15 protein-coding genes are annotated in these 22,011 nt (G+C 64.1%); 13 read left to right on the forward strand and 2 right to left on the reverse strand.

What is annotated here, in order from left to right:
• Positions 1-130 precede the first annotated feature (130 nt).
• From miaB to ACZ6YI_RS14925, 5 genes are all read left to right on the forward strand, one after another.
• Complete coding sequence (gene miaB, locus ACZ6YI_RS14905; protein WP_465779342.1) at positions 131-1,480, forward strand: tRNA (N6-isopentenyl adenosine(37)-C2)-methylthiotransferase MiaB; 1,350 nt, start codon at positions 131-133, stop codon at positions 1,478-1,480.
• A 90-nt stretch (positions 1,481-1,570) separates the two neighbouring features.
• Complete coding sequence (locus ACZ6YI_RS14910; protein ID WP_440324796.1) at positions 1,571-2,554, forward strand: PhoH family protein; 984 nt, start codon at positions 1,571-1,573, stop codon at positions 2,552-2,554.
• Positions 2,551-3,018 carry an rRNA maturation RNase YbeY gene (gene ybeY / locus ACZ6YI_RS14915; protein ID WP_465779343.1) on the forward strand — a complete coding sequence of 156 codons (468 nt, stop codon included), beginning with the start codon at positions 2,551-2,553 and terminating at the stop codon, positions 3,016-3,018. The genes ACZ6YI_RS14910 and ybeY overlap by 4 nt, the downstream gene beginning before the upstream one ends.
• Before the next feature lie 206 nt (positions 3,019-3,224).
• Positions 3,225-4,076 carry an HlyC/CorC family transporter gene (locus ACZ6YI_RS14920; RefSeq protein ID WP_465779344.1) on the forward strand — a complete coding sequence of 284 codons (852 nt, stop codon included), beginning with the start codon at positions 3,225-3,227 and terminating at the stop codon, positions 4,074-4,076.
• Positions 4,077-4,179: 103 nt separating this feature from the next.
• The gene (locus ACZ6YI_RS14925) at positions 4,180-5,379 is read left to right on the forward strand and encodes a lipoprotein N-acyltransferase Lnb domain-containing protein (RefSeq protein WP_465779345.1); all 1,200 of its coding nucleotides are present in this window, start codon (positions 4,180-4,182) and stop codon (positions 5,377-5,379) included.
• Here the strand turns inward: ACZ6YI_RS14925 and ACZ6YI_RS14930 are convergent, their stop codons facing one another.
• A complete protein-coding gene (locus tag ACZ6YI_RS14930; RefSeq protein ID WP_465779346.1) occupies positions 5,380-6,774 on the reverse strand; it encodes a hypothetical protein in 1,395 nt (464 codons plus the stop codon).
• 217 nt (positions 6,775-6,991) lie between these two features.
• Between ACZ6YI_RS14930 and ACZ6YI_RS14935 the strand changes: the two genes are divergently transcribed.
• The 8 genes from ACZ6YI_RS14935 (at position 6,992) to ACZ6YI_RS14970 (ending at position 15,111) form a co-directional block, all read left to right on the forward strand.
• The gene (locus tag ACZ6YI_RS14935; RefSeq protein WP_465779347.1) at positions 6,992-8,014 is read left to right on the forward strand and encodes a magnesium and cobalt transport protein CorA; all 1,023 of its coding nucleotides are present in this window, start codon (positions 6,992-6,994) and stop codon (positions 8,012-8,014) included.
• A gap of 165 nt (positions 8,015-8,179) precedes the next feature.
• A complete protein-coding gene (locus ACZ6YI_RS14940; RefSeq protein WP_465779348.1) occupies positions 8,180-9,856 on the forward strand; it encodes a dihydroxyacetone kinase family protein in 1,677 nt (558 codons plus the stop codon).
• A gap of 112 nt (positions 9,857-9,968) precedes the next feature.
• Positions 9,969-10,259 carry a hypothetical protein gene (locus ACZ6YI_RS14945; RefSeq protein ID WP_440328693.1) on the forward strand — a complete coding sequence of 97 codons (291 nt, stop codon included), beginning with the start codon at positions 9,969-9,971 and terminating at the stop codon, positions 10,257-10,259.
• 118 nt (positions 10,260-10,377) lie between these two features.
• Complete coding sequence (locus ACZ6YI_RS14950) at positions 10,378-11,877, forward strand: multicopper oxidase family protein (RefSeq protein ID WP_465779349.1); 1,500 nt, start codon at positions 10,378-10,380, stop codon at positions 11,875-11,877.
• 71 nt (positions 11,878-11,948) lie between these two features.
• Positions 11,949-13,067: a hypothetical protein gene (locus ACZ6YI_RS14955; RefSeq protein ID WP_465779350.1), complete on the forward strand. Its 1,119-nt coding sequence runs from the start codon at positions 11,949-11,951 to the stop codon at positions 13,065-13,067.
• Positions 13,067-13,615, forward strand: coding sequence for an SCO family protein (locus ACZ6YI_RS14960; RefSeq protein WP_465779351.1), 549 nt, complete (start codon positions 13,067-13,069; stop codon positions 13,613-13,615). The genes ACZ6YI_RS14955 and ACZ6YI_RS14960 overlap by 1 nt, the downstream gene beginning before the upstream one ends.
• Positions 13,616-13,669: 54 nt before the next feature.
• The gene (locus ACZ6YI_RS14965) at positions 13,670-13,948 is read left to right on the forward strand and encodes an EF-hand domain-containing protein (protein ID WP_465779352.1); all 279 of its coding nucleotides are present in this window, start codon (positions 13,670-13,672) and stop codon (positions 13,946-13,948) included.
• 326 nt (positions 13,949-14,274) lie between these two features.
• A complete protein-coding gene (locus ACZ6YI_RS14970; RefSeq protein ID WP_465779353.1) occupies positions 14,275-15,111 on the forward strand; it encodes a helix-turn-helix transcriptional regulator in 837 nt (278 codons plus the stop codon).
• Positions 15,112-15,185: 74 nt separating this feature from the next.
• Here the strand turns inward: ACZ6YI_RS14970 and ACZ6YI_RS14975 are convergent, their stop codons facing one another.
• On the reverse strand, positions 15,186-21,890 hold the full coding sequence (locus tag ACZ6YI_RS14975; RefSeq protein WP_465779354.1) for an IPT/TIG domain-containing protein: 6,705 nt from the start codon (positions 21,888-21,890) through the stop codon (positions 15,186-15,188).
• Positions 21,891-22,011 lie beyond the last annotated feature (121 nt).

Here is a 22,011-nt window from a genome sequence, read left to right on the forward strand (position 1 = left end):
CAGCAAGGGCGAACAACGTGACCTTCTTCACGCAAGTCATTGATCCACGGCGGGCATCTGGCGCCGGGGTCGGCCCCGGCGTAAACTGCGCGGTTCGGTAATAGGCCATGCAACACGGTACCCAAGCCCCATGAGCGGCAAGCTTTTCATCAAGACCCACGGCTGCCAGATGAACGAGTACGACTCGACCAAGATGGCCGACGTGCTCCGCGCATCCCATGGGCTGGAACTGACCCAGGACGAATCGGAAGCCGATGTCATCCTGGTCAACACCTGCTCCATCCGCGAGAAGGCCCAGGAAAAGGTCTTCAGCCAGCTCGGCAAGTGGAAGGAACACAAGAAGAACGGCAAGCCCGTGCTCATCGGCGTGGGCGGCTGCGTCGCATCGCAGGAAGGCGATGCCATCCTCAAGCGCGCGCCCTACGTCGATCTGGTGTTCGGCCCGCAGACCCTGCATCGCCTGCCGGAAATGATCGAAGCCCAGCGCAACAGCGGCAAGGCGCAGGTCGACATCAGCTTCCCGGAAATCGAGAAGTTCGACCGCTTGCCGGAGCCGCGCGCCGAAGGCCCCACCGCCTTCGTCTCGATCATGGAAGGCTGCTCGAAGTACTGCTCGTACTGCGTGGTGCCGTACACGCGCGGCGAAGAGATCAGCCGCCCGTTCGACGACGTGATCGTCGAGGTGGCCCAGCTCGCCGAACAGGGCGTGCGCGAGGTCAACCTGCTTGGCCAGAACGTCAACGCCTACCGCGGCCCCATGCACGATGGCGGCGTCGCCGACCTCGCCGTGCTCATCCACGCGATCGCGCAGATCGACGGCATCGGCCGGATCCGCTTCACCACGTCGCATCCGCTGGAGTTCTCGGATTCGCTGATCGAGGCGTACGCCAACGTGCCGCAGCTGTGCAATTACCTGCACCTGCCCGTCCAGGCCGGCTCCGATCGCATCCTCTCGGCCATGAAGCGCGGCTACACTGCGCTGGAGTTCAAGCAGAAGATCCGCAAGCTGCGCGCCGTGCGCCCGGACATCTGCATCTCCTCCGACTTCATCGTGGGCTTCCCCGGCGAGACGGAAGATGACTTCCAGAAGACCATGAAGCTGATCGACGACATCGGTTTCGACCAGAGCTTCTCCTTCATCTTCTCCTCGCGCCCGGGCACGCCGGCGGCCAACCTGGCCGACGATACGCCGGCCGACGAGAAGCATGCGCGGCTTACCCGCCTGCAGGCCGCGATCAACGAGAACGCGCGCAAGATCAACGAGGCGATGGTCGGTACCGTCCAGCGCGTGCTGGTCGAGAAGGTCAGCCGCAAGAACGCCGCCGAGATGACCGGCCGCACCGAGAACATGCGTTACGTGAACTTCCCCGGCCACCCGCGGATGATCGGCCAGTTCGTCGACGTGGTGATCACCGATGCCATGAGCAACTCGCTGCGTGGCCGCGTGCGCCTCGATGATGAGGTCGCGCTCGCGTCCTGATACCTGCACCTCGTGGGAGCGCGCTTGCGCGCGATCGCGCGCAAGCGCGCTCCCACGACGAGCACCGCACCCATTCGATTCCAGGGCTCTATGAACTCAGGTCTTTCCCAGCGTGATTTCGCCCTCGATCCCGAGGACAACGCCCGTCTCGCCAACCTTTGCGGCCCGCTCGATGAGCACATCCGCCAGATCGAGCTGCGCCTCGGCATCGAGATCGACCACCGCGGCAACATCTTCCGCGTGATCGGCGATGATGCGTCGGCGCAGGCCGGTGAGCAGGTGCTGCGCTCGCTCTACGAAGCGACCGCCAGCGAGACGCTCAACGGCCAGGTGATCAACGTGCGCCTGGCGGAATCCGGCATCGACGCGCTGAACGCCGAAGCCGCGGAATCCGCGCAGGACGTCGTCATCAAGGTGAAGCGCGGCGTGATCAAGGGCCGCGGCCCCAACCAGGCCCGCTACCTGCATGCCATCACCACGCACGACATCAACTTCGGCGTAGGCCCGGCCGGTACCGGCAAGACCTATCTCGCCGTCGCCAGCGCCGTGGAAGCGCTCGAAGCCAACCGCGTGCAGCGCGTGCTGCTGGTCCGCCCCGCGGTCGAGGCGGGCGAGAAGCTCGGCTTCCTGCCCGGCGACCTCAGCCAGAAGATCGACCCGTACCTGCGCCCGCTGTATGACGCGCTGTACGAGATGATCGGCTTCGAGAAGGTAGCCAAGCTGATCGAGCGCAACGTGATCGAGATCGCGCCGCTGGCCTACATGCGCGGCCGCACGCTCAACGATTCGTACGTCATCCTCGATGAAGCGCAGAACACCACGGTCGAGCAGATGAAGATGTTCCTGACCCGCATCGGCTTCGGCTCGGTCGCGGTCATCACCGGCGACGTCTCGCAGGTCGACCTGCCCCGGCACATCCGCTCCGGCCTGCGCCACGCCATCGAGGTGCTGCGCGGCGTCGACGGCATCAGCTTCACGTTCTTCACCTCGCGCGACGTGGTCCGCCACCCGCTCGTAGCCAAGATCGTGCGCGCCTACGAGGCGTTCGAGCAGAAGCAGGATAACGAACAGTGAGCCAGCTCGACGTCGCCGTGGGCTACGCCACCGCCTCGCGCAAGGGCATCCCCGCCGCCGCCAGCTTCCGCCACTGGGTGGAAGTGGCGCTGAAGGGCGCGCGCCGCCGCAAGGCGACCGAGGTCTCGATCCGCATCGTGGATGCCGAGGAAGGCCAGGCCCTGAACCGGCAGTACCGCGGCCGCGACTACGCCACGAACGTGCTTTCCTTCGAGGCGGATCTTCCGCCCGGGGTGAACCTGCCGCTCATCGGCGACCTGGTGATCTGCGCGCCCGTGGTGGCCCGCGAGGCCGCCGAACAGGGCAAGAAGCCCAACGACCACTGGGCCCACCTCACCATCCACGGCACCCTGCACCTGCTGGGCTACGACCACATCGAGGATGGCGAGGCGGAGGAGATGGAAGCCCTGGAGACCCGGATCCTCAAGGGGCTGGGCATCGCCGACCCTTACCTGAGCCCTTAAACCCTCCTGGGCCCTTCGCCGCCCTTGTGGGAGCGCGCTTGCGCGCGATGGGGATGGCGCGAGCACCCATCGCGCGCAAGCGCGCTCCCACAGCATGCTTCCACAGCGCACGCCTACAGGGGGCGGCGGCGGGCATCCCCTGAACCGTCACGGAAATTCCAGTAGACTGCCTCTTCCGCCCGGTTTGGGCCGAACATCAAAGAGTAATGAACGAGGACCCTGGTAGTACCAACGGCCCGGCTCACCGATCGTGGTGGGACCGACTGGGCCATCTGTTTTCCAGCGAGCCGCGCAACCGCGGTGAACTGATCGAGGAGCTGCGCACCGCACAGGTCAATGGCCTCCTCTCCAACGACACCCTGACCATGGTCGAGGGTGCGATCAAGGTGACCGAACTCAGCGTCGACGATGTCATGGTGCCGCGGGCCCAGATCGTCAGCCTCCCGGTCGAAGCCCCCCTCCCCGATATCCTGGCGGCCGTTGTCGAATCCGGCCACTCGCGCTTCCCCGTCCACGGCGAAGACAAGGATGAGGTGCTGGGCATCCTGCTCGCGAAGGACCTGCTGAAGTACTTCGGCAAGGCCGAGTGCAACGATATCCGTGGCCTGCTGCGCCCGGCCGTGCTCATCCCTGAATCGATGCGCCTGAACGTGCTGCTGGCGGAGTTCCGCCTCACGCGCAACCACATGGCGCTGGTGGTCGATGAATACGGCGGCGTCGCCGGCCTCATCACCATCGAAGACGTGCTGGAACAGATCGTCGGCGAGATCGACGACGAGCACGATGACGAGGAAGACCCGATCCTGGTGCAGTCGCTGGACAACGGCGCGCTCACGGTCAGCGCGCTGACGCCCATCGCGGACTTCAACGAGGAGACCGGCGCGCACTACTCCGATGAGGAGTTCGACACGATCGGCGGCATGGTCACCTCCGAGTTCGGCCACCTCCCCAGCGTGGGCGAGGAAATCACCATCGGCGGTTTCCAGTTCCGCGTCACGGAAGCCGACGACCGCCGCGTGCAGCAGTTTCATGTTACCCGGATCACCGGGGCGGACTGACCTGGGCCCTCGGGGGAACCCCTCGGGACCCTGTGGGAGCGCGCTTGCGCGCGATCGCGCGCAAGCGCGCTCCCACATCATCTTATTGAGACCGATACGCACGATGCGCCACGCCCTGCTTTTCCTCCTCGCCCTGTGCCTGGTCCCATCGCTCGCCCGGGCCGGCATCGTCGACGCACCGGCGTCGAATCTCGAGATATCGCTGCTCACCTACGGGCCGGGCGATATCTACTGGGAGCGCTTCGGCCACGATGCGCTGGAGGTCAGGGACACGGTCAGCGGCGAGGCCATCGCCTTCAACTACGGCGTGTTCGATTTCGACCAGGACGGCTTCATCCTGAATTTCGCGCGCGGCATCATGGCCTACCGCATGGATGCGGAGACCACCGCCTCCGACGTGGCGTTCTACAAGAGCGAGGGTCGCTACGTGCACCGCCAGGTGCTGGCCCTGAGCGATGACCAGAAAGGCACGCTACGCCAGTTCCTGCTGTGGAACATCCGCCCGGAGAACGCGGGCTACAACTACGACTACTACCTGGATAACTGCACCACGCGCGTGCGCGATGCCCTGGATTCCGCACTCGGCGGCGTGCTCGATCGCCAGTGGCGCACCCAGCGCGGCGGCATGACCTACCGCGAACAGACCGCGCGCCTGATGAGCAACCAGGCGTGGCTGATGCTCGGCATGGACCTCGGCCTCGGCCCCTTCGCCGACCAGCCGATGACGTCGTGGCGCGAAGCCTTCCTCCCGATGGAGCTGGAAGCGCTGGTGCGCAAGACCGAAGTGAATGGGCAGCCGCTGGTGCTCAAGGACGAGTCGCTGGCGGAAGCCACGCTCGTCCCGCCGCCCGAGAAGGCCCCCGACCTGCGCTGGCCCCTGCTCATCGCCGGCATCATCCTCGCGATTCCGCTTGCCCTGCCCGCCATCACGCGCCATCGTGGCGCCCGCGGCGTCTTCGTGGCCGCGGGCACCCTTTTCACCGTGTTCGCCGGCTTGGCGGGCCTGTTCATGCTGGGCCTGTGGACGCTGACCCTGCACCGCTCGGCCTGGGGCAACTTCAACCTGCTGGCCTACCAGCCGTTCGCGCTGCTGATCATCCCCGGCATCTGGCGCCTGCGCCGCGCGGGCCGGCCCCTGAGCCGACTGGCCTCGCGCGTCACCGGCATCAGTTTCGCCGCGTGCGTGATCGGCCTGCTGCTGCACCTGTGGCCGGACTTCCCGCAGCGGAACATGCCCTGGCTGCTGTTCGCACTGCCCTGCTGGGCCGCCTTGTTCGCGAGCCTGTGCCGCCGGCACGACTGATCACTTCACCGGCAGGCCCAGCGCGCTGGCCACCAGCTTCTCCTTGCTGCTGAAGGCGTAGCCACAGCCGGCCAGGTACTCGGTGCCCCACGCCTTGATCTTGTCGATATAAACGACACCCTCGTCGAAGCGCTGTTGTGTGATCACCTCGCCCTGGCTGGTGAACATACACAGCATGTGCATCTTGTCGCCGCAGAGGCCGCTCTTCATCGCGAGGGAAGGGATGGCAGGTACGCGCAACGCCGCCTTGCGGTACCAGCGATTGAAGGCGTAGGGCTGGCGATGCAGCGAGGTCACCGCATCGCGTTGCGCCCAGTACGCTGCCGCCTCGTGCGTGAACACGCGCATGCGGTACAGCTCGTACACCTTGCGGGTGATGGTGATCAGGGCTTCCACCGCGGAGAACGCCATCTCGGCGATCTTGCCGGCAACGACCGGGGCAACGCCCTCCATGGCCAGCACGGCGCCGGACTTCAACACACCGTACACGTCGCCCGCGAGGCTCAGGTCCATCGCGCGCTTCACGCCATCGATCGTGCTGGTCGGCACGCCCGGAACGAGTACCACGGCTTTGCCGCGCACATGCAGCGCGTAACGATCGCTCGCCGCCTGCACCGCCTTGCGAAAGCCCGCCACCGTATGCACCGAGTTGGCGAGGTACGGGGAGATCTCATCCATCAGCTTGTCGGCCAGATAGCTGCACACGGCCTCCTTGCCTCCGGGAATCATGTCCCACATCCGCGATACGTGCGTGGTCGTGCTGTCATCCAGGCCGTCCTCGGCCCGCCCGCACGCTGCGTTGGCGAGGGCATCGCCGGTTTCGCGCAGAGCCTTGGCGACCTCGGTGCGAACGGCCTCTTCCGACGCATTCCGGGCCGGCTGCTTCGCGCCGATCGCCGCCGATCCGGTCTCACGCTGCGCAGGTTTGCCCTTCGCCTCGCCCTTGCCGTTGAGGTCCAGCAATCCGTTCGTGGCGAAGCGGAACACACCTTCGTCGCACGCAAGGTGGGCGAACAGATAAAGGATGCCGAGGCGCGATTTCAGCATGCTCTCGCTCATGAAATCCGGCATGCCCAGGCCTGCATCCGTGTCGCCGCTGCCCTCGATGGCCGCCATCAGCATGGAGATGGAGAGTTTCTTGTTGCGGTGGCTTTTCTTCCATGCTCCGGCGCCATCGTTTCGGTCCTTGTAGCCGGTCCAGTCGTACAGCGCGTTGCGCATGGTCGTCAGGGTGGCCTGCGAAGGCGTCTTCAGGTAGGCCTCCACGGCCTTGTCGAGCACCTTGAATTTCGCCTGCCCGGTGAGATCGGTCACCGCGGGCGGCAGGTAGGTGTCCTTGTTCCAGGTGGCGTAATCGAACGACAGTTTCGGCAGCACGGGGGTTGCTTGGGTCATGGGATCAGTCCTTGATGTGGTTCCTTGGGGCGGCTGGCTGACGTGCCCGCAATTTCTTGCTCGTCACGAAACCACCGCTTTACGAAGGTATATAAAGGGGCCATGCACCCACATCGGCGTGCGCCCTAGCCGTTGCGTCGGCGCCCACCCACGCAACCGGGGCGATGCCTGACCCGGCGTTGCCGCCCGCCCCCCGCCCACGGCATCATCCCCACCCATGGCTACCGTCCCCCTGATTCCCGAGCCCACGTCCGTCGACCATGCCGGTGGCATGATCGTGAACTGCGTGGCCTACCGAACCAATGGCAAGCGCATTGGCGATATTTCGATCGAGGCCATCAGCGATGTGCTGAAGGAGCCCGATACCTTTGTCTGGGTCGGCCTGCACGAGCCGGACGAGGCCTTGCTGCTGAAATTGCAGGAGGAGTTCGACCTGCACGACCTGGCGATCGAGGATGCCCAGCTGGCCCATCAGCGCACCAAGATCGAAACCTACGGCGACTCGCTGTTCATCGTCGCGCAGACGGCGCAGCTGGTGGGCGGCAATATCGCCTTCGGTGAAACGCAGATCTTCCTCGGCCGCCGGTACTTCATGACGGTACGCCACGGTGCGTCGCTCTCCTACGCCCCCGCCCGCCGCAGCTGCGAGCAGACGCCGGAACTCCTGGCGATGGGCCCGAGCTACGCGCTGTACGCGGTGCTCGATTTCATCGTGGATAACTTCCTGCCGATCGTGCGGGATTTCCGGCAGGAGCTGCACGAACTCGAGAACGATATCTTCGCCGAAACCTACAACCGCCAGACGATCAAGCGCCTGTACGACATGCAGCGCGAACTGATGACGCTGCGACTCGCGGTGGCACCGCTGCAGGACATCGTGGCCCAGCTCACCCGCCTGCATCCGCACCTGATCCATGACGAGCTGCGCGCGTACTTCCGCGATATCTACGACCACGTGTTCCGCGTCAACGAATCCATTTCCGCGATGCGCGAAATGCTTGGCGCGGCCATTGGCGTGAACCTGGCGCTCGTGACATTCGGCCAGAACGAAGTCATGAAGAAACTCGCCGGCTGGGCCGCCATGCTCGCCGCGCCGACCCTGATCACCAGCTGGTACGGCATGAACTTCGCGCACATGCCGGAGCTCGACAAACCATGGGCGTATCCCGCGATTTCCTGCCTGGTCGCGTGCATCGTGGGCGGCATCTTCATCATGCTGAAGAAGAACCGCTGGTTCTGATGTGCCTCGACCCGTGGGAGCGCGCTTGCGCGCGATGGGTGCTTGCCGCAAGGCCCATCGCGCGCAAGCGCGCTCCCACAAGAGCAGCGTGGCGGTAGCGTCGGCGCCTTGTGCGGGCTTATGCTCGGTGGAGCCTCCCTCCCCCGTGTAAAGGCCCCGGTTCCCATGAAGAAGATCATCAACGATCCGCGCCATGTCGTCCGTGAAATGCTCGAGGGCGCGGTAGCCCGTTCGCCCGGACAGGCACTGCTTTCAAACCAGAACGTCGTCGTGCGCAAACAGCACGATGGGCATGCCAGCGTCGCGATTCTTTCCGGTGGTGGCAGTGGGCATGAACCGGCGCATGCGGGTTATGTCGGCGAAGGCCTGCTTGCGGCGGCGATCGCGGGTGATGTCTTTACCTCGCCGAGCGTCGATGCGGTGCTTGCCGCCATCCGTGCGGTCGGTGGAAGCGCGGGTGCGGTGCTGGTCGTGAAGAATTACACGGGCGACCGGCTCAACTTCGGTCTCGCCGCCGAGATGGCGCGCAGCGAGGGCATCCCGGTCGAGATCGTGACCGTCGCCGACGACGTCGCCCTGCGCGATACCGTGGCGCCTGACCGCCGCCGCGGTATCGCGGGCACCGTGCTGGTGCACAAGGTGGTGGGCGCGGCGGCCGCCGCGGGCAAGTCGGTCGTGGACGTGGCGGAACTTGGCCGCCGTGCCGCGGCGGGCCTTGGCTCGATGGGCGTGGCCCTCGGCTCGTGCACCGTGCCGGCCGCTGGCCATCCCGGCTTCGAGCTGGGCGAGGACGAAGTTGAATATGGCCTGGGCATCCATGGCGAACCCGGCGTGCGCAAGGGGCCGATCGCCCCGGCGGACGGCCTCGCCAGCACCATCCTTTCCAGCATCATCGAGGACCTGGGCCTGGCCAGCGGCCAGCGCGTGGCGCTGCTGGTCAACGGGCTGGGCGCCACCCCTCCCATGGAACTGGACATCCTGCTACGCGGGGCGCTGAACCATCTGCGCGGCCGTGGCATCGAGGTCGTCCGCGCCTGGTGCGGCAACTTCCTTACCGCGCTCGACATGCCGGGCGCCTCGCTTTCCCTGCTCAAGGTGGATGAGGAACTGCTCGCCCTGCTGGATGCCCCGGCCCACGCGCCGGCCTGGCCCGGTGGCGGCCTGCTGAACGATGCGCCGATCAGGGACGTGCCCGCCGCGCCCGGCGAAGCGCCCGTGTCGGGCTCGCCCACCCCGGCGGGCGACGCCGTACGCCGCGCCGCCCATGCCGCGGCGGAAGCCCTGATCAAGGCTGAGCATGAGCTCACCGACCTCGATGCCAGGGCTGGCGATGGCGACCTCGGCGCCAGCCTGCGCCGCGGCGCGGAAGCGGTGCTCACCCTGCCCGACCACGCCTGGCACACCCCGGAGAGCGCCCTGCGCCACATGGCCGATGCCATGCGCCAGGCCATCGGCGGCAGCTCGGGGCCGTTCTACGCCACGGGCCTGATGCGTGCCGCCCGCGAGCTCAACGGCGTAGCCGAGCCGACACCGCGGCAATGGCACGCCGCGCTGGTCGCGGCCGCCGACGCCATCGCCAACCTGGGCGGCGCGAAACCCGGCGACCGCACGATGCTGGATGCGCTCTACCCCGCCGCCGATGCGTACAAGGCCGCGCTGGATGCCAACATGGCGCCGTTCGAGGCGCTGGAAGCGCTGCACCTGGCGGCCACGCGCGGCGCCGAGGAAACCGCCACGTTGAAGGCACGGGCCGGGCGCGCAGCCTACCTGGGCGACCGCGCCATGGGCATCGCCGACGGTGGTGCCGTGGCCGTCGCCATCTGGATGGGCGCCCTGCGCTAAAACCGTTCGTTTCCGAAACAATCCTTGCGTTCTGGAAAGACCCGAACGCCCGCGCCCCGGAAGATATGCGTGCCGGCCATCCCGGCCTGCACTCATCTTTAAAGGGCACATCATGAAAGCGAATGCGTTTCTTGCGGGCGCGCTGTTTGGCGCGGTCATCTCGGTCGGCTGCGCGGTCGTAGCCCAGGAGGCGCCGTTTGTCGACATCGGGCAGCGCCACGGCAACCTGCGTGCGGCGCAGGAGAATATCGTCTCCGCCTGGCAGGCGATCAGCCGCGGCCAGCAGGCCAATGACGATCAGCTCGGCGGCCATGCCCAGCGTGCGAAGGACCTGCTTAGCCAGGCCAATGTAGAAGTCCGCCTGGCGGCGGATGTAGCGAACCAGCACGGCCGTAACTGGTGATGTGATGGCGTCGAGCGCGCCATGTAGTCCACCCCTTGTGGGAGCGCGCTTGCGCGCGATGGAGCTTGCGGCCATATCCATCGCGCGCAAGCGCGCTCCCACAAGAGCGGTGGCGCTCGTGTTCGCCCTCTTGCTGGCCGGCGTCGCGCACGCCGCGCCCTCGGGCGAGGAACTGCGCGAGCCGAAGCAATTCACCTACGGGGCCGATGGCGTCACCACGGTGACGCTCACCGCGGCGCAGACCGCGGTCATGGTCGGCGACCGGCCGTACACCTCGCTGGTGTTCAACGGCAGCTACGATGCCCCGCTCATCCGCACCCGCCCCGGCGGCACGATCCGGCTGACGCTGGATAACCAGATGGATGAGCTCACCAACCTGCACTTCCATGGCATGCAGGTATCGCCGCTGGACGAGGGCGACAGCATCTTCCGCGATACCGCGCCGCACACGAAGGGCGAGTACGTCCTTCGCTTGCCCGACGATCATTCGCCCGGGCCATACTGGTATCACAGCCATTTCCACCGTGGCGCGGAACGCCAGGTCTCCGGCGGACTTTCCGGGCCGATCCTGGTCGACGGCATCAAGGACCAGTTCCCGGAACTGCGCGACGTACGCGAACGCATCCTTGTCCTGCGCAACTTCCAGCGCACGCTGACCGGCCGGCTGGCCAGCGAGATCGTTACGGGCTGGCCATCGATCCGCACCATCAACGGCCAGCTGAAGCCGGATATCTCGATCAAGCCAGGCGAAACGCAGCTCTGGCACATCTTCAACGTCGACGCCAACCAGTACTTCCGCATGCACCTCGCGGGCTTGCATGTGCAGTTGCTCTCGCAGGATGCGGATACGGTAGTGAAGGACGTCGATATCGATGAAATGCTGCTCGGCCCGTCCGCGCGCATCAGCGTGCTGGTCACGGGGCCTGCGCCTGGCCGCTATCCATTGACGATGAGTTCCGCGAACACCGGGCCGGCAGGCGATACCTACGCCGCGGCCGACCTCGGCACGCTTGTGTCGGCGGGCGAGACGGTGCCGACGGTTCGCATCACCAGCCCCTACCCGCAGGCGCGCGACCTGCGCCAGGCACCGATCGCGGTGAACCGGCGCTTCGTCTTCCAGGATGCGGAGGACGATGGCAACGCATTCTTCATCAACGGCCGCCGGTTCGATCCGAGCCGGGTCGATACCACGGTGAAGCTCGGCGACATTGAGGAATGGACGCTGTTCAACCCGAGCCAGGAACTGCACCAGTTCCACATCCACCAGCTCGATTTCCAGGTCACCAAGATCAACGGCAAGCCCGTCGATTTCATCGGTTACCGCGATAACGTGTTCATCCCAGCGCTGGGCTCGATCACGCTGCGCGTGCCGTTCACCGATCCGGTCATCCTCGGCAAGTTCGTCTACCACTGCCACATCATGGAACACGAGGATGGCGGGATGATGCAGATCATCCAGGTCGTTAAGCCGGAGGATTACGCGCAGGCCGTGAAGCTGGAACCGCTGGGTGGGATCTACGGCGATAACCAGACCTGCGTGTACCTGCGGAATACGGGGCGCGAGGCGATCGACAAGACGGCGCCCAAGGATGCGCGGCCGCTTGGGGGTGCGCCTTGAAACATGTCGCGAGCACCCATCGCGCGCAAGCGCGCTCCCACAGGAGCGACAACGCTCGTGTGGGAGCGCGCTTGCGCGCGATGGGTGCTTGCCTGGCCCTGGGCACATGCATCACCGCCCAAGCCTCCACCGGCCGCTATCCCGGCTACGGCATCGATTTCGGCACCGCGGTCCAGTACGACTTCAGCGGCCTTCGCGCATCGGACCAGGGCAACAAGGTCACGACGAACGGCTACTTCGATATCACCAACGACATGCATTTCCGCTTCAACCCGAACAACGAGATCTGGTTGAGCACGGAAATCAGCCCGGTCACGACCACGCGCCCCGGCGAGCGGCGCTGGCTCGGCGGGACAGGCCTCAACGTAGCCGACCTCCACTGGTACCACCAGGGCGAGGAAGACACGTGGCGGCTGGGCAAGTTCGACGTTCCGTTCGGCCGTGCGCAGAGCGCGGCGCCCGGCCTCTACACCGGGGATTTCGTGGCGCCCTATGCGCTGGGCGGCATGATCGGCGGCACCTACGAGCGGCGCTTCTCCTCTTACACCCTCGGCACCCTCGCACCGAGCCTGAGCGTCTATGCCGCCGACACCTCGGTGCTGAGCCGCGCGTATTTCCGCCCCTCGAGCCAGGCGCGGCGCTCCGACGGCGGGGCCACGAACACCGGCAAGCCCAATAACGTAGCCGCCGTACTGAACTGGCGCGCGCCCGCCGCCTTGCCGTACCTCGAGGTGCAGCTCGGCTACATGGCCAACCACAAGGGCGACACCAACGCCGCGAACCCCACCGCGGCCAACGAGCAATCGCGTACTGCCTCTGTGCGTTACCTCATCCCATTCGCGCCAACGACCCTGCTCTCGCCGACCCTGGCCGCTCGCTATGTCGATCTCGTGCCCTTCGTTGAGTATGTGCGTACGCACAACGAGAACGGCGTGCCGGGCTACAACACCTCCTATCTCACCACCTCGCTAACCCTCGATACCGGCCGGCTGGCCTGGGGCCTGACCCACACCAACCGGCACATTTCCCCGGCAGGAAGCGGGAGCTCTACGGAATATCTCACCGAAGCAAGCGTGGTCTATCACCTGACCGGGCTGATCGATGTCGGCCTGTCCGGCGGGCGTTCACGCCAGGGTGGGCAGACCTCCAACCTGGTAGGCATGCAGCTCGTGTTGAATGGCGCCTTCTGATGATCCGTGGGCTGATCCTCCTCACCCTGCTCATCGCCGCGCCAGCCCTCGCGAACAGCGCCGATGTCGGCGGCTCGTTCCAGCTGGTGGACCAGGACGGCCATGCGGTCACCGACGCGACCTACCGCGGCAAGCCGCTGCTGATGTATTTCGGCTACACCTCGTGCCCGGATGTGTGCCCGGTGGACCTGGCGAAGATCGTCCAGGTGTCGCGCAGCGTGCGCGAGAGCACCGGCATCACCGTGACGCCCGTATTCGTGACCGTGGACCCGGCAAGGGATACCGCTGCCCGCATGAAGGCCTATGTGCGCGCCTTCGGCCCCGACGTCATCGGCCTCACCGGCTCGGACGCGCAGATCCAGCGGGTCACCGATGCCTACCACGTCTATTTCAACAAGGTGCCGGCCAATGGCACCTACCTCATGGATCACTCCACCGTGCTCTACCTGGTGGGGCCCGATGGCCGCCTGCTCGACCACTACGGCCGGAAGCTTCCCGAACAAGATGTCGCCGCCCGCGTGGCGGCGACGCTTGCGGCGCACCGATAGCGCCACCCCCGCTGGCACCACCAGCGGATCACCCACGCACCAGGAGAGATCCTCATGTTCATCTCGGCCCGCTACACGCTCCTAGCCCTCGCGCTTGCCGGCGCCGCCTCGTTCTCCATGGCCGCCATGGCCGATGGAAGCAAGGACTACCCCTCCTTCGCCTCGATCTCGAAAGGCGAAAAGATGATCGACCGCGACGCGATCACTCCCGCCCTCGAAAAGAAATACCCGCGGCTCGAGGGGCTCAAGATGCATTGGGACGACGCCGACCTCGACCACGATGGCAAGCTCAACCAGAAGGAATACGACGACTACGCGTCGATGAGCCACTGACGGCACCCGGTGCGGGGTGGGCGGCCGGCCGGGAGGCGACGTGCCCGGCCGGCCGCCCTCGCCCGGCCCCTGCGTCTTCACATCTTCGGTGTCATAGCTTCTTGCGAATCCGGCAAAACCATGGCTAATATTTTGACCATCAGTAGTCGGACACTTCGTCGCCAGGATGCGCGACAGCCGGCATACGAATTCAGGGGGTCAACGGTCCTGCCATAAGGAGAGCGGCCGTGGCGATTCGTCGTGCAGAAGCATGTGCTGAAGTCCTGGAAGCATGTTTCACGGATGACACAGAATCGGTAACACCCTTTCCCGTGGTTCACCGGGAAATGGCCTGGCGCGTGCCGCGCTTCGCCGATGACGGCAATGATCCCGTCGTCGCCTCGCGCTGGACCTCGCCACCCGTTGAAGGACTGCGCGCGGTCACCCCACCGGGGACGCACGTGGTCGCCATCTTCCTCCGCGCTACCCGCGGCATCCTCCACGTCGACGGCAAGCCATGGCATGCCGGCGCCATTCCCGTGGGGACGACCGTGGTGACCTCGCCCCGGCAGGAGGTCGCGGCCGAATTCTTCGAGCCCGTCGACACGCTGCACCTGCACATGGAAAGCGCCTTCGTGGAAGGTGCCGAACTGGCCCGGGAGATCGCGGCCTTGCCGCTGCAGGCCGGCATCTACCGTGACGAGGCCATCGACAAGCTCGCCCGCGCCCTGCTCGCCGCCCACGACATCGGCTGCATGTCGCGATGCGCGGAATCCCTCGGTAAACCCATCGTCGTACGACTGCGCCACCTGGGCGCGGAACATGCCCGAACCCACCCGGGCCAGCCCCGCGGCGTGCTGCCGAACTGGCGGCTGGTGCGCGTGACCGATTACGTGAATGCCAACCTGGGGGAACGCATCACCCTGGCCGACATTGCACGGGTCGCCGGGCTATCGCCGATGCATTTCGCGGCGCGGTTCCGGGCGGCTACCGGGCACAAGCCGCATGAGTACCTGCAGCTGTGCCGGGTGGAGCGCGCGAAGCGTTTGTTGGCCGAAGGCAACCGCTCGCTGATCGATATCGCGATGGAAGTGGGGTTCCGGACGCAGGCGCACTTCACGACGGTGTTCAAGCGATTTGCCGGAAGCACGCCGCACTCGTGGAGGACATCGCTGCACGAGTGATGCTGGCTGCTTGTATGTGGGAGCGCGCTTGCGCGCGATGGGCGCTGCCGCAAAGGATCACTTCCGGCGACGCCTCAATGAACTACCTTGTGGACAGAAATATGTCCACGCACAGGAACGCCCCAATCCGTCCCGATAACAACCGTGTAAGTCCCACCCACGGGAAGGCCTGGCAACGTTAGTGACGTAGCCTGTGCGGTAGTGACGCGCGCATACGGATTCTGCAGCCAGATGAGACCAACATCGGGCCGATATACAGAAATCGTCGCCCTCCTCCCCGCGATGTCCGCAACTATATCGTCGAAGGTCAGCGTGACCGTGTCGTCGATATCCGCGGTGAACGATGTGCGAGAAACAATCATGCGCTGATTGGCCATGTCTTTCGGCTCGTCGTAAGCCATGGGACCGAGATTTGCATTCCGCGTGAGAGAAACATCCGCACTAACGAGGCTGTCGCTGTTTGGAGCGATGATCACTTTATACACACCTGACCGGGTGTTCCACCAATCGCGAATGCAGGCTGGGTTAGAGGCGCCGCAAGAATAGCTATCCACCTGTCGACCGTCCGGGTCATAAACGGTAACCCCAAACGAGCTTCCGTTCGCACCTACGATGCTGATGTCCTCCATGATGAGCTCGAAGTCGCCGCCGGTGCCGGTATCGACGTTTAGCGAAATGGTCTGTCGTGGCACGCGAGCCGAAACATGCTGGGCAGTCGTTTCCGAGACTGTGGAACCCGAAACGCCCGGGACGACCGTGAGCTTGCCTTGCACCGGCATGCCATAATCCGACCCGATAATGACCTCATAGTCGCCCTCGACTGGCAAATCAGTGAGGTTGAGCGTAAGCGCATCACGCGAGTAGTACCGTGCATACGGATTTGACACCCAGATCAATCCGGTATCCGGCCTGTACACCGACACCGTGACGTTGTACCCCCCGGGGACTGACGACAGATCGCTCAGGCGCAGTGCGACGGTCTGGCCCAGATCGCCATGAAAGCGCGTACGCACGACATCACCCAACCCGTGTCCGAAGTCCTTGGGCTCATTGAATGACATGGGCCCCAGGTCGGGGTTACGCCGGATCGTCGCATCAAACCGGATCTTGTCCTCGTCCTTGGGCTGGACGACGAGCCGGTACTTGCCGCTTTTCGCATTCCAAAAGTCGTGGACACACGCAGGATCGCTGAAGTAGCAGTAATAGTTATCGACGTTCGCGCCGTTAGGATCGAATACGGAGACATAGTAATTGGACGCCTTGCCCCCGTCGTTCGAGGTGTTTGTCATCACCAGTTCGAAATCGCCACCGCCAATGCTGTCGAAATCGAAGTAGACAACCTGACCACCGGCGTTCGCCTGGAAGTGCTGCGTTGTACCCTCTGACACAACATCGCCTGATACACCGGGAACCAGCGTGAGCGAGCCGCCTCCTCCGAGACCGAAGTCGCTTCCCACCGTCACGATGTAGTCGCCCGTGACCGGGAGGTCGGGAAGGTTGAGTATGTGGCCGTTTCGCGAGTACATGGAACTGTATGCCTTGTTCGTGGCTACAAGACCACCATCGGGGCGGAATACCATGACGGTCGAGTTGTAACCCACGGGCGAGGACGTGACGCCATCAAGGCGCAACGCTACCGTCTGGCCAAGCGTTCCATGAAACTTCAGGCGCAATACTTCGGCCAGGTCATGCGACACGTCCGTCGCGACGCCGGGCTGCAGTGCACCCCCATCGACATTCCGCTTAAGCACGGCATCGAAACCGATCTTTACGTTCGGATTCGGTTGGGCGACGAAGGTGTATACGCCCGCGCGGGCATTCCACCAGTCGCGGGTGCATGCGGGGTCCGAGGTGTAGCACACATAGTTATCGACATTGACACCATCCGGGTCGAACACCGAAACGTAGTAGTAAGTCGATCCTGAGCTAACACCGTGGTACATCGTAAATTCGAAATCGCCGCCGGTGCCGGTGTCGACGTTCATGTAGATATTCTGGCTGCCTGCGGCAGCATCAAAGCGATTCGCATGCGATACCGAGACCGATGTATCGGCCTGCGCCTTATATAGCGTGAGTGAGCCAGTCTGAGGCAAACCACCGTCTCCGCCCACGATGACGACATAGTCGCCAGACACCGGCAAGTTCGGAAGGTTTAGCGTCGTCCGATCGCGTGAATAGAAGCTGCTATATGGACTGCTTTCCCATATTGCCCCGCTGTCAGGTCGGTAGATCAGTACGTTGGTGAAGTAACCGGAAGGCGTCGATACCGTGTTATCCAGATGGAGAGTGGCGGTCTCACCCGCCTCCGCGTGGAACGTGTAACGCAGCGCCTCGCCGAGTCCACGGCGGATGTCCACCGCCACACCTGGGGTCATCGCACCCACCACGGTATTCGGGCGTCCGGTCACCTGGAACGCCAGAGTTGCGCCCGATGACCGCACCACCACCGTGTAGGTTCCTTCCATCAGGTTCCACAGGCTGCGTGCACAGGCCGGATCAACCGGCCAGCAGGTGAAGTTGTCAATATTTTTCCCGTTCGGATCGTAAACCTGGATATACGAATTGCCCCCCTTCCCGCCATTGCGAAGAGCGTCTGTGAAGGCGATCTCCAGATTGTCGCCTGCATTGGCATCGAGGGTCAGCGTAATATCCTGCGCAGCGCTGCCGGAGCTGAACGAGTGCTTGGCTCCGTCCATCGGAAGATTGACCGGCTGGTGGTGCGGCTGGTCTGAACCCGCTGAGATCAGAGCCTTGATATGACCGCTAGCCGCCAGACCGTAGTCCGGGATCGCCAGTACCGTATACGCGCCTCCGACCGGCAGGTTCGCGAGCTCCAGGACCCGCGATCCGTTCGCCAGGACGTTCGCGAAAGCTGGCGTGGTTGTCCTTATCGGGCCCACATCCGGTCGATACACGATGAACCGGATGGACGGTCCCGCCGGAGCCGTGACCATATCGGTGAGCTGAAGCGTCAGCGTGTCGCCGGCGTTGACGTTCACGGTAAAGCGTCTGGTCTGGCCGATGCCTGCCGCCAGAGGGGTGGATACGCCAGGCGCCAGAACTCCACCGACGAAGGTCTGCACGCGCGCGTCGAAATGCAGCATACCGCCGTAGTTTGGGGATGCCGAAAACCGATAATGGCCTGCCGGAAGCGCCCACAGATGGAATTCGCAGCCATTCCCGGCATTCGTGGTGACGCAGGAAGCCGAAGCGACCTGCGCTCCGGCCGAATTCCAGACATAAACATAGAACTGCGGATACTCCGCACCGCTGGCAGCGACATTGCTCAGCGTAAGCTCCACATCCTGAAGCCCTGCCGTGGTGAACTCGCCATAGGCGCCCTGCCTGTTGGCAAGCGAATCGAAGTGCACCGCCCCGCCGTTCACAGGCACGGGCTTCCGACCGCCAGACACGGCGGTGACGGTCGCTCCGGCAGGCAGACCGTCAGTTGGCAGAAGCACCACGCGATATGATCCGCTAACAGGGAGGTCAACCAGGTCAACCAGACCCGCTGTTCCCACGTTGAAATCCGAGTACGCCGGCGTTGAGAGGAACGTCGCGCCCGCATCCGGTCGATAGACGACCACGCGAATGCCTGCACCGGTTGGCGTCGTGTCGGCATTCTCGAATTTCAGCGAGATGCCATCACCCGCATTCGCCTGGAACCTAAGTTCCATCGGCTGCCCTTGCGCAAGCGTTACCGGCGTCGCTATGTCCCTTCCAAGATCAGGCCCGTTAGCGCGCCGCCGGACCATTGCATTGAAATGCACCGTGCCGCCGTAGCTAGGATTGGCTGTCGCTCGGTAGCGGCCTGCGGGCAGCTGCCAAAGATGAAACTGGCAGCTCGAGCCCTTGTTTACCGTGACACACCAGTTGCTCGCGACCGACCGACCTGTCTGGTCGCGTACATCGACCATGAACTGAGGATACTGCGACCCCGTCAGCATGACGTTAGCCAGTGTCAGCTCGAGATCCTCATTGGCCGCAATATCGAACTCGACGTAGGCTGATTGCGAAGGAACCGATGTGTCGAACGTGGATCCGTCGCTGCCTTCGCTGACCTGCCCCGTCGTGCCTGACACAACGGCGACGGTGCCCGACGCTGAAACGCCGGCCACGGGCAATACAATAAGCGTGTAGCGCCCGGTTGCGGGGAGGTCCGGCAGATTGATCAATGCCGACGCCCCACTGGTGAAGTCGCTGTACGCGCGCGTGCTCGCGCTAATTGCACCGACCTCCGGGGTGTAAAGGATAAAACGAACGCCCTGTCCACCCGTACTTACGATGTTTGCCACCCGAAGCGCGATAGTATCGCCCGCGGTTCCGTCGAAGCCTATTTCTTCGGCAACGCTCGTCGGCAAGTCGAAACCAAGCGAGGTATCCTTGGTAAGAACCCGTTCACGCAAGTGCTTTCTCAGCCACGCATCCACCGTAAATGTCCCACCGTAGGTCGGATCGATTACGGCTCTGTAATGGCCAGGGGGAAGGCGCCAGAGGTGGAATTCACAGCGCGGCTGCACGCAGTAGGCGCCGGAAATGTTTCGACCCGCGGTGTCATAGATGTTTACATACGCCTGCGGATACGCTGACCCAATCTGCACCAGCTGATCCAATGTGAGCTCGTACATCTCGTTCGGTGCGATATCAAACTCAATGTATCCGGCCTGTCGATCCGTGCGAGTTGCAAGGTGCCCAACGTCACCGTCAGCAGCCAACGTGACCATCGCACCCGAAAACAGCTGGAGGCGGAGGTCTGCCGCCGCGCCGCTGCCGGGAAGGACGATAACCGTGTATTTCCCGCTGACGGGTAGTTGCGGAAGGTTGACCGTGCCTGCCGGTGAGACACTCATGTCAGCGTAGGCAACCGTCTGCGTAGTGATAGCTCCAGCATCCGGGCGATACACAAGGATGCGTACCTTTTGGTTGGCTGGCTGCGTAGCGACGTCGGCTACGTGAAGCGCGACGTTCTGGCCCGCCGTGGCATCAAATGTCGCGCGCTCGGCCTGGGCCGTGGACAGCTTGAATGCGAGTTCCCCATCCAATGGCAACGTACGTCCGGTGAGATGCTTGCGAAGCACCGCGTCAAAATGCAGCTCACCGTCGTAAACCGGCGCCACGGTCACCCGATAATGGCCAGCGGTGACATACCATAGATGGAGGGAACAACTCCCTGCTGCGTCACCGGTGTAGCACGTGGGGTTCGCTACCTGCTGCCCACCCGGCCCGGAGACATAGACCTGGTACTGCGTGTATCCGGTTCCAAGGAGTTTTGCGTTGCTGAAGGCCAGCTCGTAGCTCTCCAGGGCGTCCGCGTCGAACTCGAAGTAGATGTTTTGCTTTGAAGTGATGGCGTCAAAGTGCTGCGTGTCCCCGGTCGCGGACAAGATGCCCGCACTGCCGCGGCGTGCCGAAACCTTCATATCACCGATGTACCCGGCACCGGGCCACGCAATCACCTGCCAGGTACCGCCTTCTGGAACAGGCGAGATGTTCAGCCCGCCTACACCGGTGAAGCTGCTTGAGGTGTATACAACGCCACTCGGCGTTCTCACGCTATAGCCGACGTTCGCGCCAACCGGGGACGTATTCGCCGGGTCAATCTTCACGACGATGGTGTCCCCCTGTTTCGCTTCAAACGTTCCGCGAACGCTTTGAGACACGCCATGCACAGACATTACCGTCTGACTATCAGAAATGACCTTGTTTGATTCAACACCGGCAGTGAAGCTGGCTCGACCACCTGCGGCCGTGAAGAGGACAAGATACGTACCCGACGCACTTAACCGAGCAAGGTGTAGCGACGTTTGCGCTGGGTCAATCGCTCCCTGCTGGACGATAACGTTGCCCGGCGCGTAGACCGTGTATGTAATGCTCGAATTGTTGGTAACCAGATTGCTGATCTGGATGGAGGTCCATGCGTGGCCTTCGTTGTCAAACAACAGCGCTCCACTCTGCCCCGCCGCAGGCATTTGCAACGCGACCTGGGTCGAATCGATGGTGGCGACGCCACGCGATGCCACCTTCGCCGCGTCGACGCCTCGCGGCAGGACCAGCACGGTCTGGCTCCCTTCGGCGACACCGTACGGAGTCTGCACAGAGGCACGGCCGCTGCTGGCTGACAGCGGCAGCACCGCCGATAGCGCGCTGTTTGTGCTGCCCTGCTCGATATCCAGCGATCGACCCGCCAGGCGTAGGGACGTCTTCCCGGGAATGGGGTAAAGGTGACTTCCATCCACCGAAAGAATGGCTCCGGCCACCGCAGTGTCCGGCGTGACGTCGGCGATGGCGGGTGGCAGCCCGGTGTCATCGACCATGAAGGGCATTTCGCTGGTCGCTTCACGGCCGGAGGCGGCTACGGTGACCGGCCCCGTCGTTGCGCCATACGGGACGGAGGTCCGTATCTCATTCGCTGTCGCCGAGATGACCGTGGCTGCTACCCCATTGAACAGCACCGTGTTGCCACCGGGCGTGCTGCTGAATCCCTGGCCGCGTAAGGTGACTGGGGCTTCTACCGTCCCGTGTGAAGGGACCATGGTAAAGATACGCAGTTCGGTGGCCTGCACTCGCTCGATGCGCACGATGTTGCCCATGGCGTCGTAGACGTACCGGGCGCTTTCGCCGCTGTCGGCCGTGACGACTGTGAGGCGGCCATTCGCATCGTAAACATACTGGGTGGCCTCGACTGACCCCGTCCACGCACACAGCGTGAGAGCGGCAATTGAGAACCACGAGGCGAGCTTCCTGCGCGCGCTTGTAGCGCGCGATCCCTGCGAAACCATACGACATCCCCTGCACCGGCGCTGTGCCGGCCTTCATTTCGCCACCACCTAGCCTGCCCGCCCGCTTGTTACGTCGCAATGGTGGACGTACACGGTGGGGCGTTGGGAGTTCGGATTGACG

It is taken from the genome of Luteibacter sp. NPDC104163, from assembly GCF_055584245.1.

Bases quoted from the DNA above. Each gene is read 5' to 3' on its own strand.
- ACZ6YI_RS14935 (WP_465779347.1), top strand. From the start codon at position 6,992: ATGGCTACCGTCCCCCTGATTCCCGAGCCCACGTCCGTCGACCATGCC.
- ACZ6YI_RS14960 (WP_465779351.1), top strand. From the start codon at position 13,067: ATGATCCGTGGGCTGATCCTCCTCACCCTGCTCATCGCCGCGCCAGCC.
- ACZ6YI_RS14945 (WP_440328693.1), top strand. From the start codon at position 9,969: ATGAAAGCGAATGCGTTTCTTGCGGGCGCGCTGTTTGGCGCGGTCATC.
- ACZ6YI_RS14970 (WP_465779353.1), top strand. From the start codon at position 14,275: ATGGCCTGGCGCGTGCCGCGCTTCGCCGATGACGGCAATGATCCCGTC.
- ACZ6YI_RS14925 (WP_465779345.1), top strand. From the start codon at position 4,180: ATGCGCCACGCCCTGCTTTTCCTCCTCGCCCTGTGCCTGGTCCCATCG.
- miaB (WP_465779342.1), top strand. From the start codon at position 131: ATGAGCGGCAAGCTTTTCATCAAGACCCACGGCTGCCAGATGAACGAG.
- ACZ6YI_RS14975 (WP_465779354.1), bottom strand. From the start codon at position 21,890: ATGGTTTCGCAGGGATCGCGCGCTACAAGCGCGCGCAGGAAGCTCGCC.
- ACZ6YI_RS14940 (WP_465779348.1), top strand. From the start codon at position 8,180: ATGAAGAAGATCATCAACGATCCGCGCCATGTCGTCCGTGAAATGCTC.
- ACZ6YI_RS14910 (WP_440324796.1), top strand. From the start codon at position 1,571: ATGAACTCAGGTCTTTCCCAGCGTGATTTCGCCCTCGATCCCGAGGAC.
- ACZ6YI_RS14920 (WP_465779344.1), top strand. From the start codon at position 3,225: ATGAACGAGGACCCTGGTAGTACCAACGGCCCGGCTCACCGATCGTGG.
- ACZ6YI_RS14930 (WP_465779346.1), bottom strand. From the start codon at position 6,774: ATGACCCAAGCAACCCCCGTGCTGCCGAAACTGTCGTTCGATTACGCC.
- ACZ6YI_RS14965 (WP_465779352.1), top strand. From the start codon at position 13,670: ATGTTCATCTCGGCCCGCTACACGCTCCTAGCCCTCGCGCTTGCCGGC.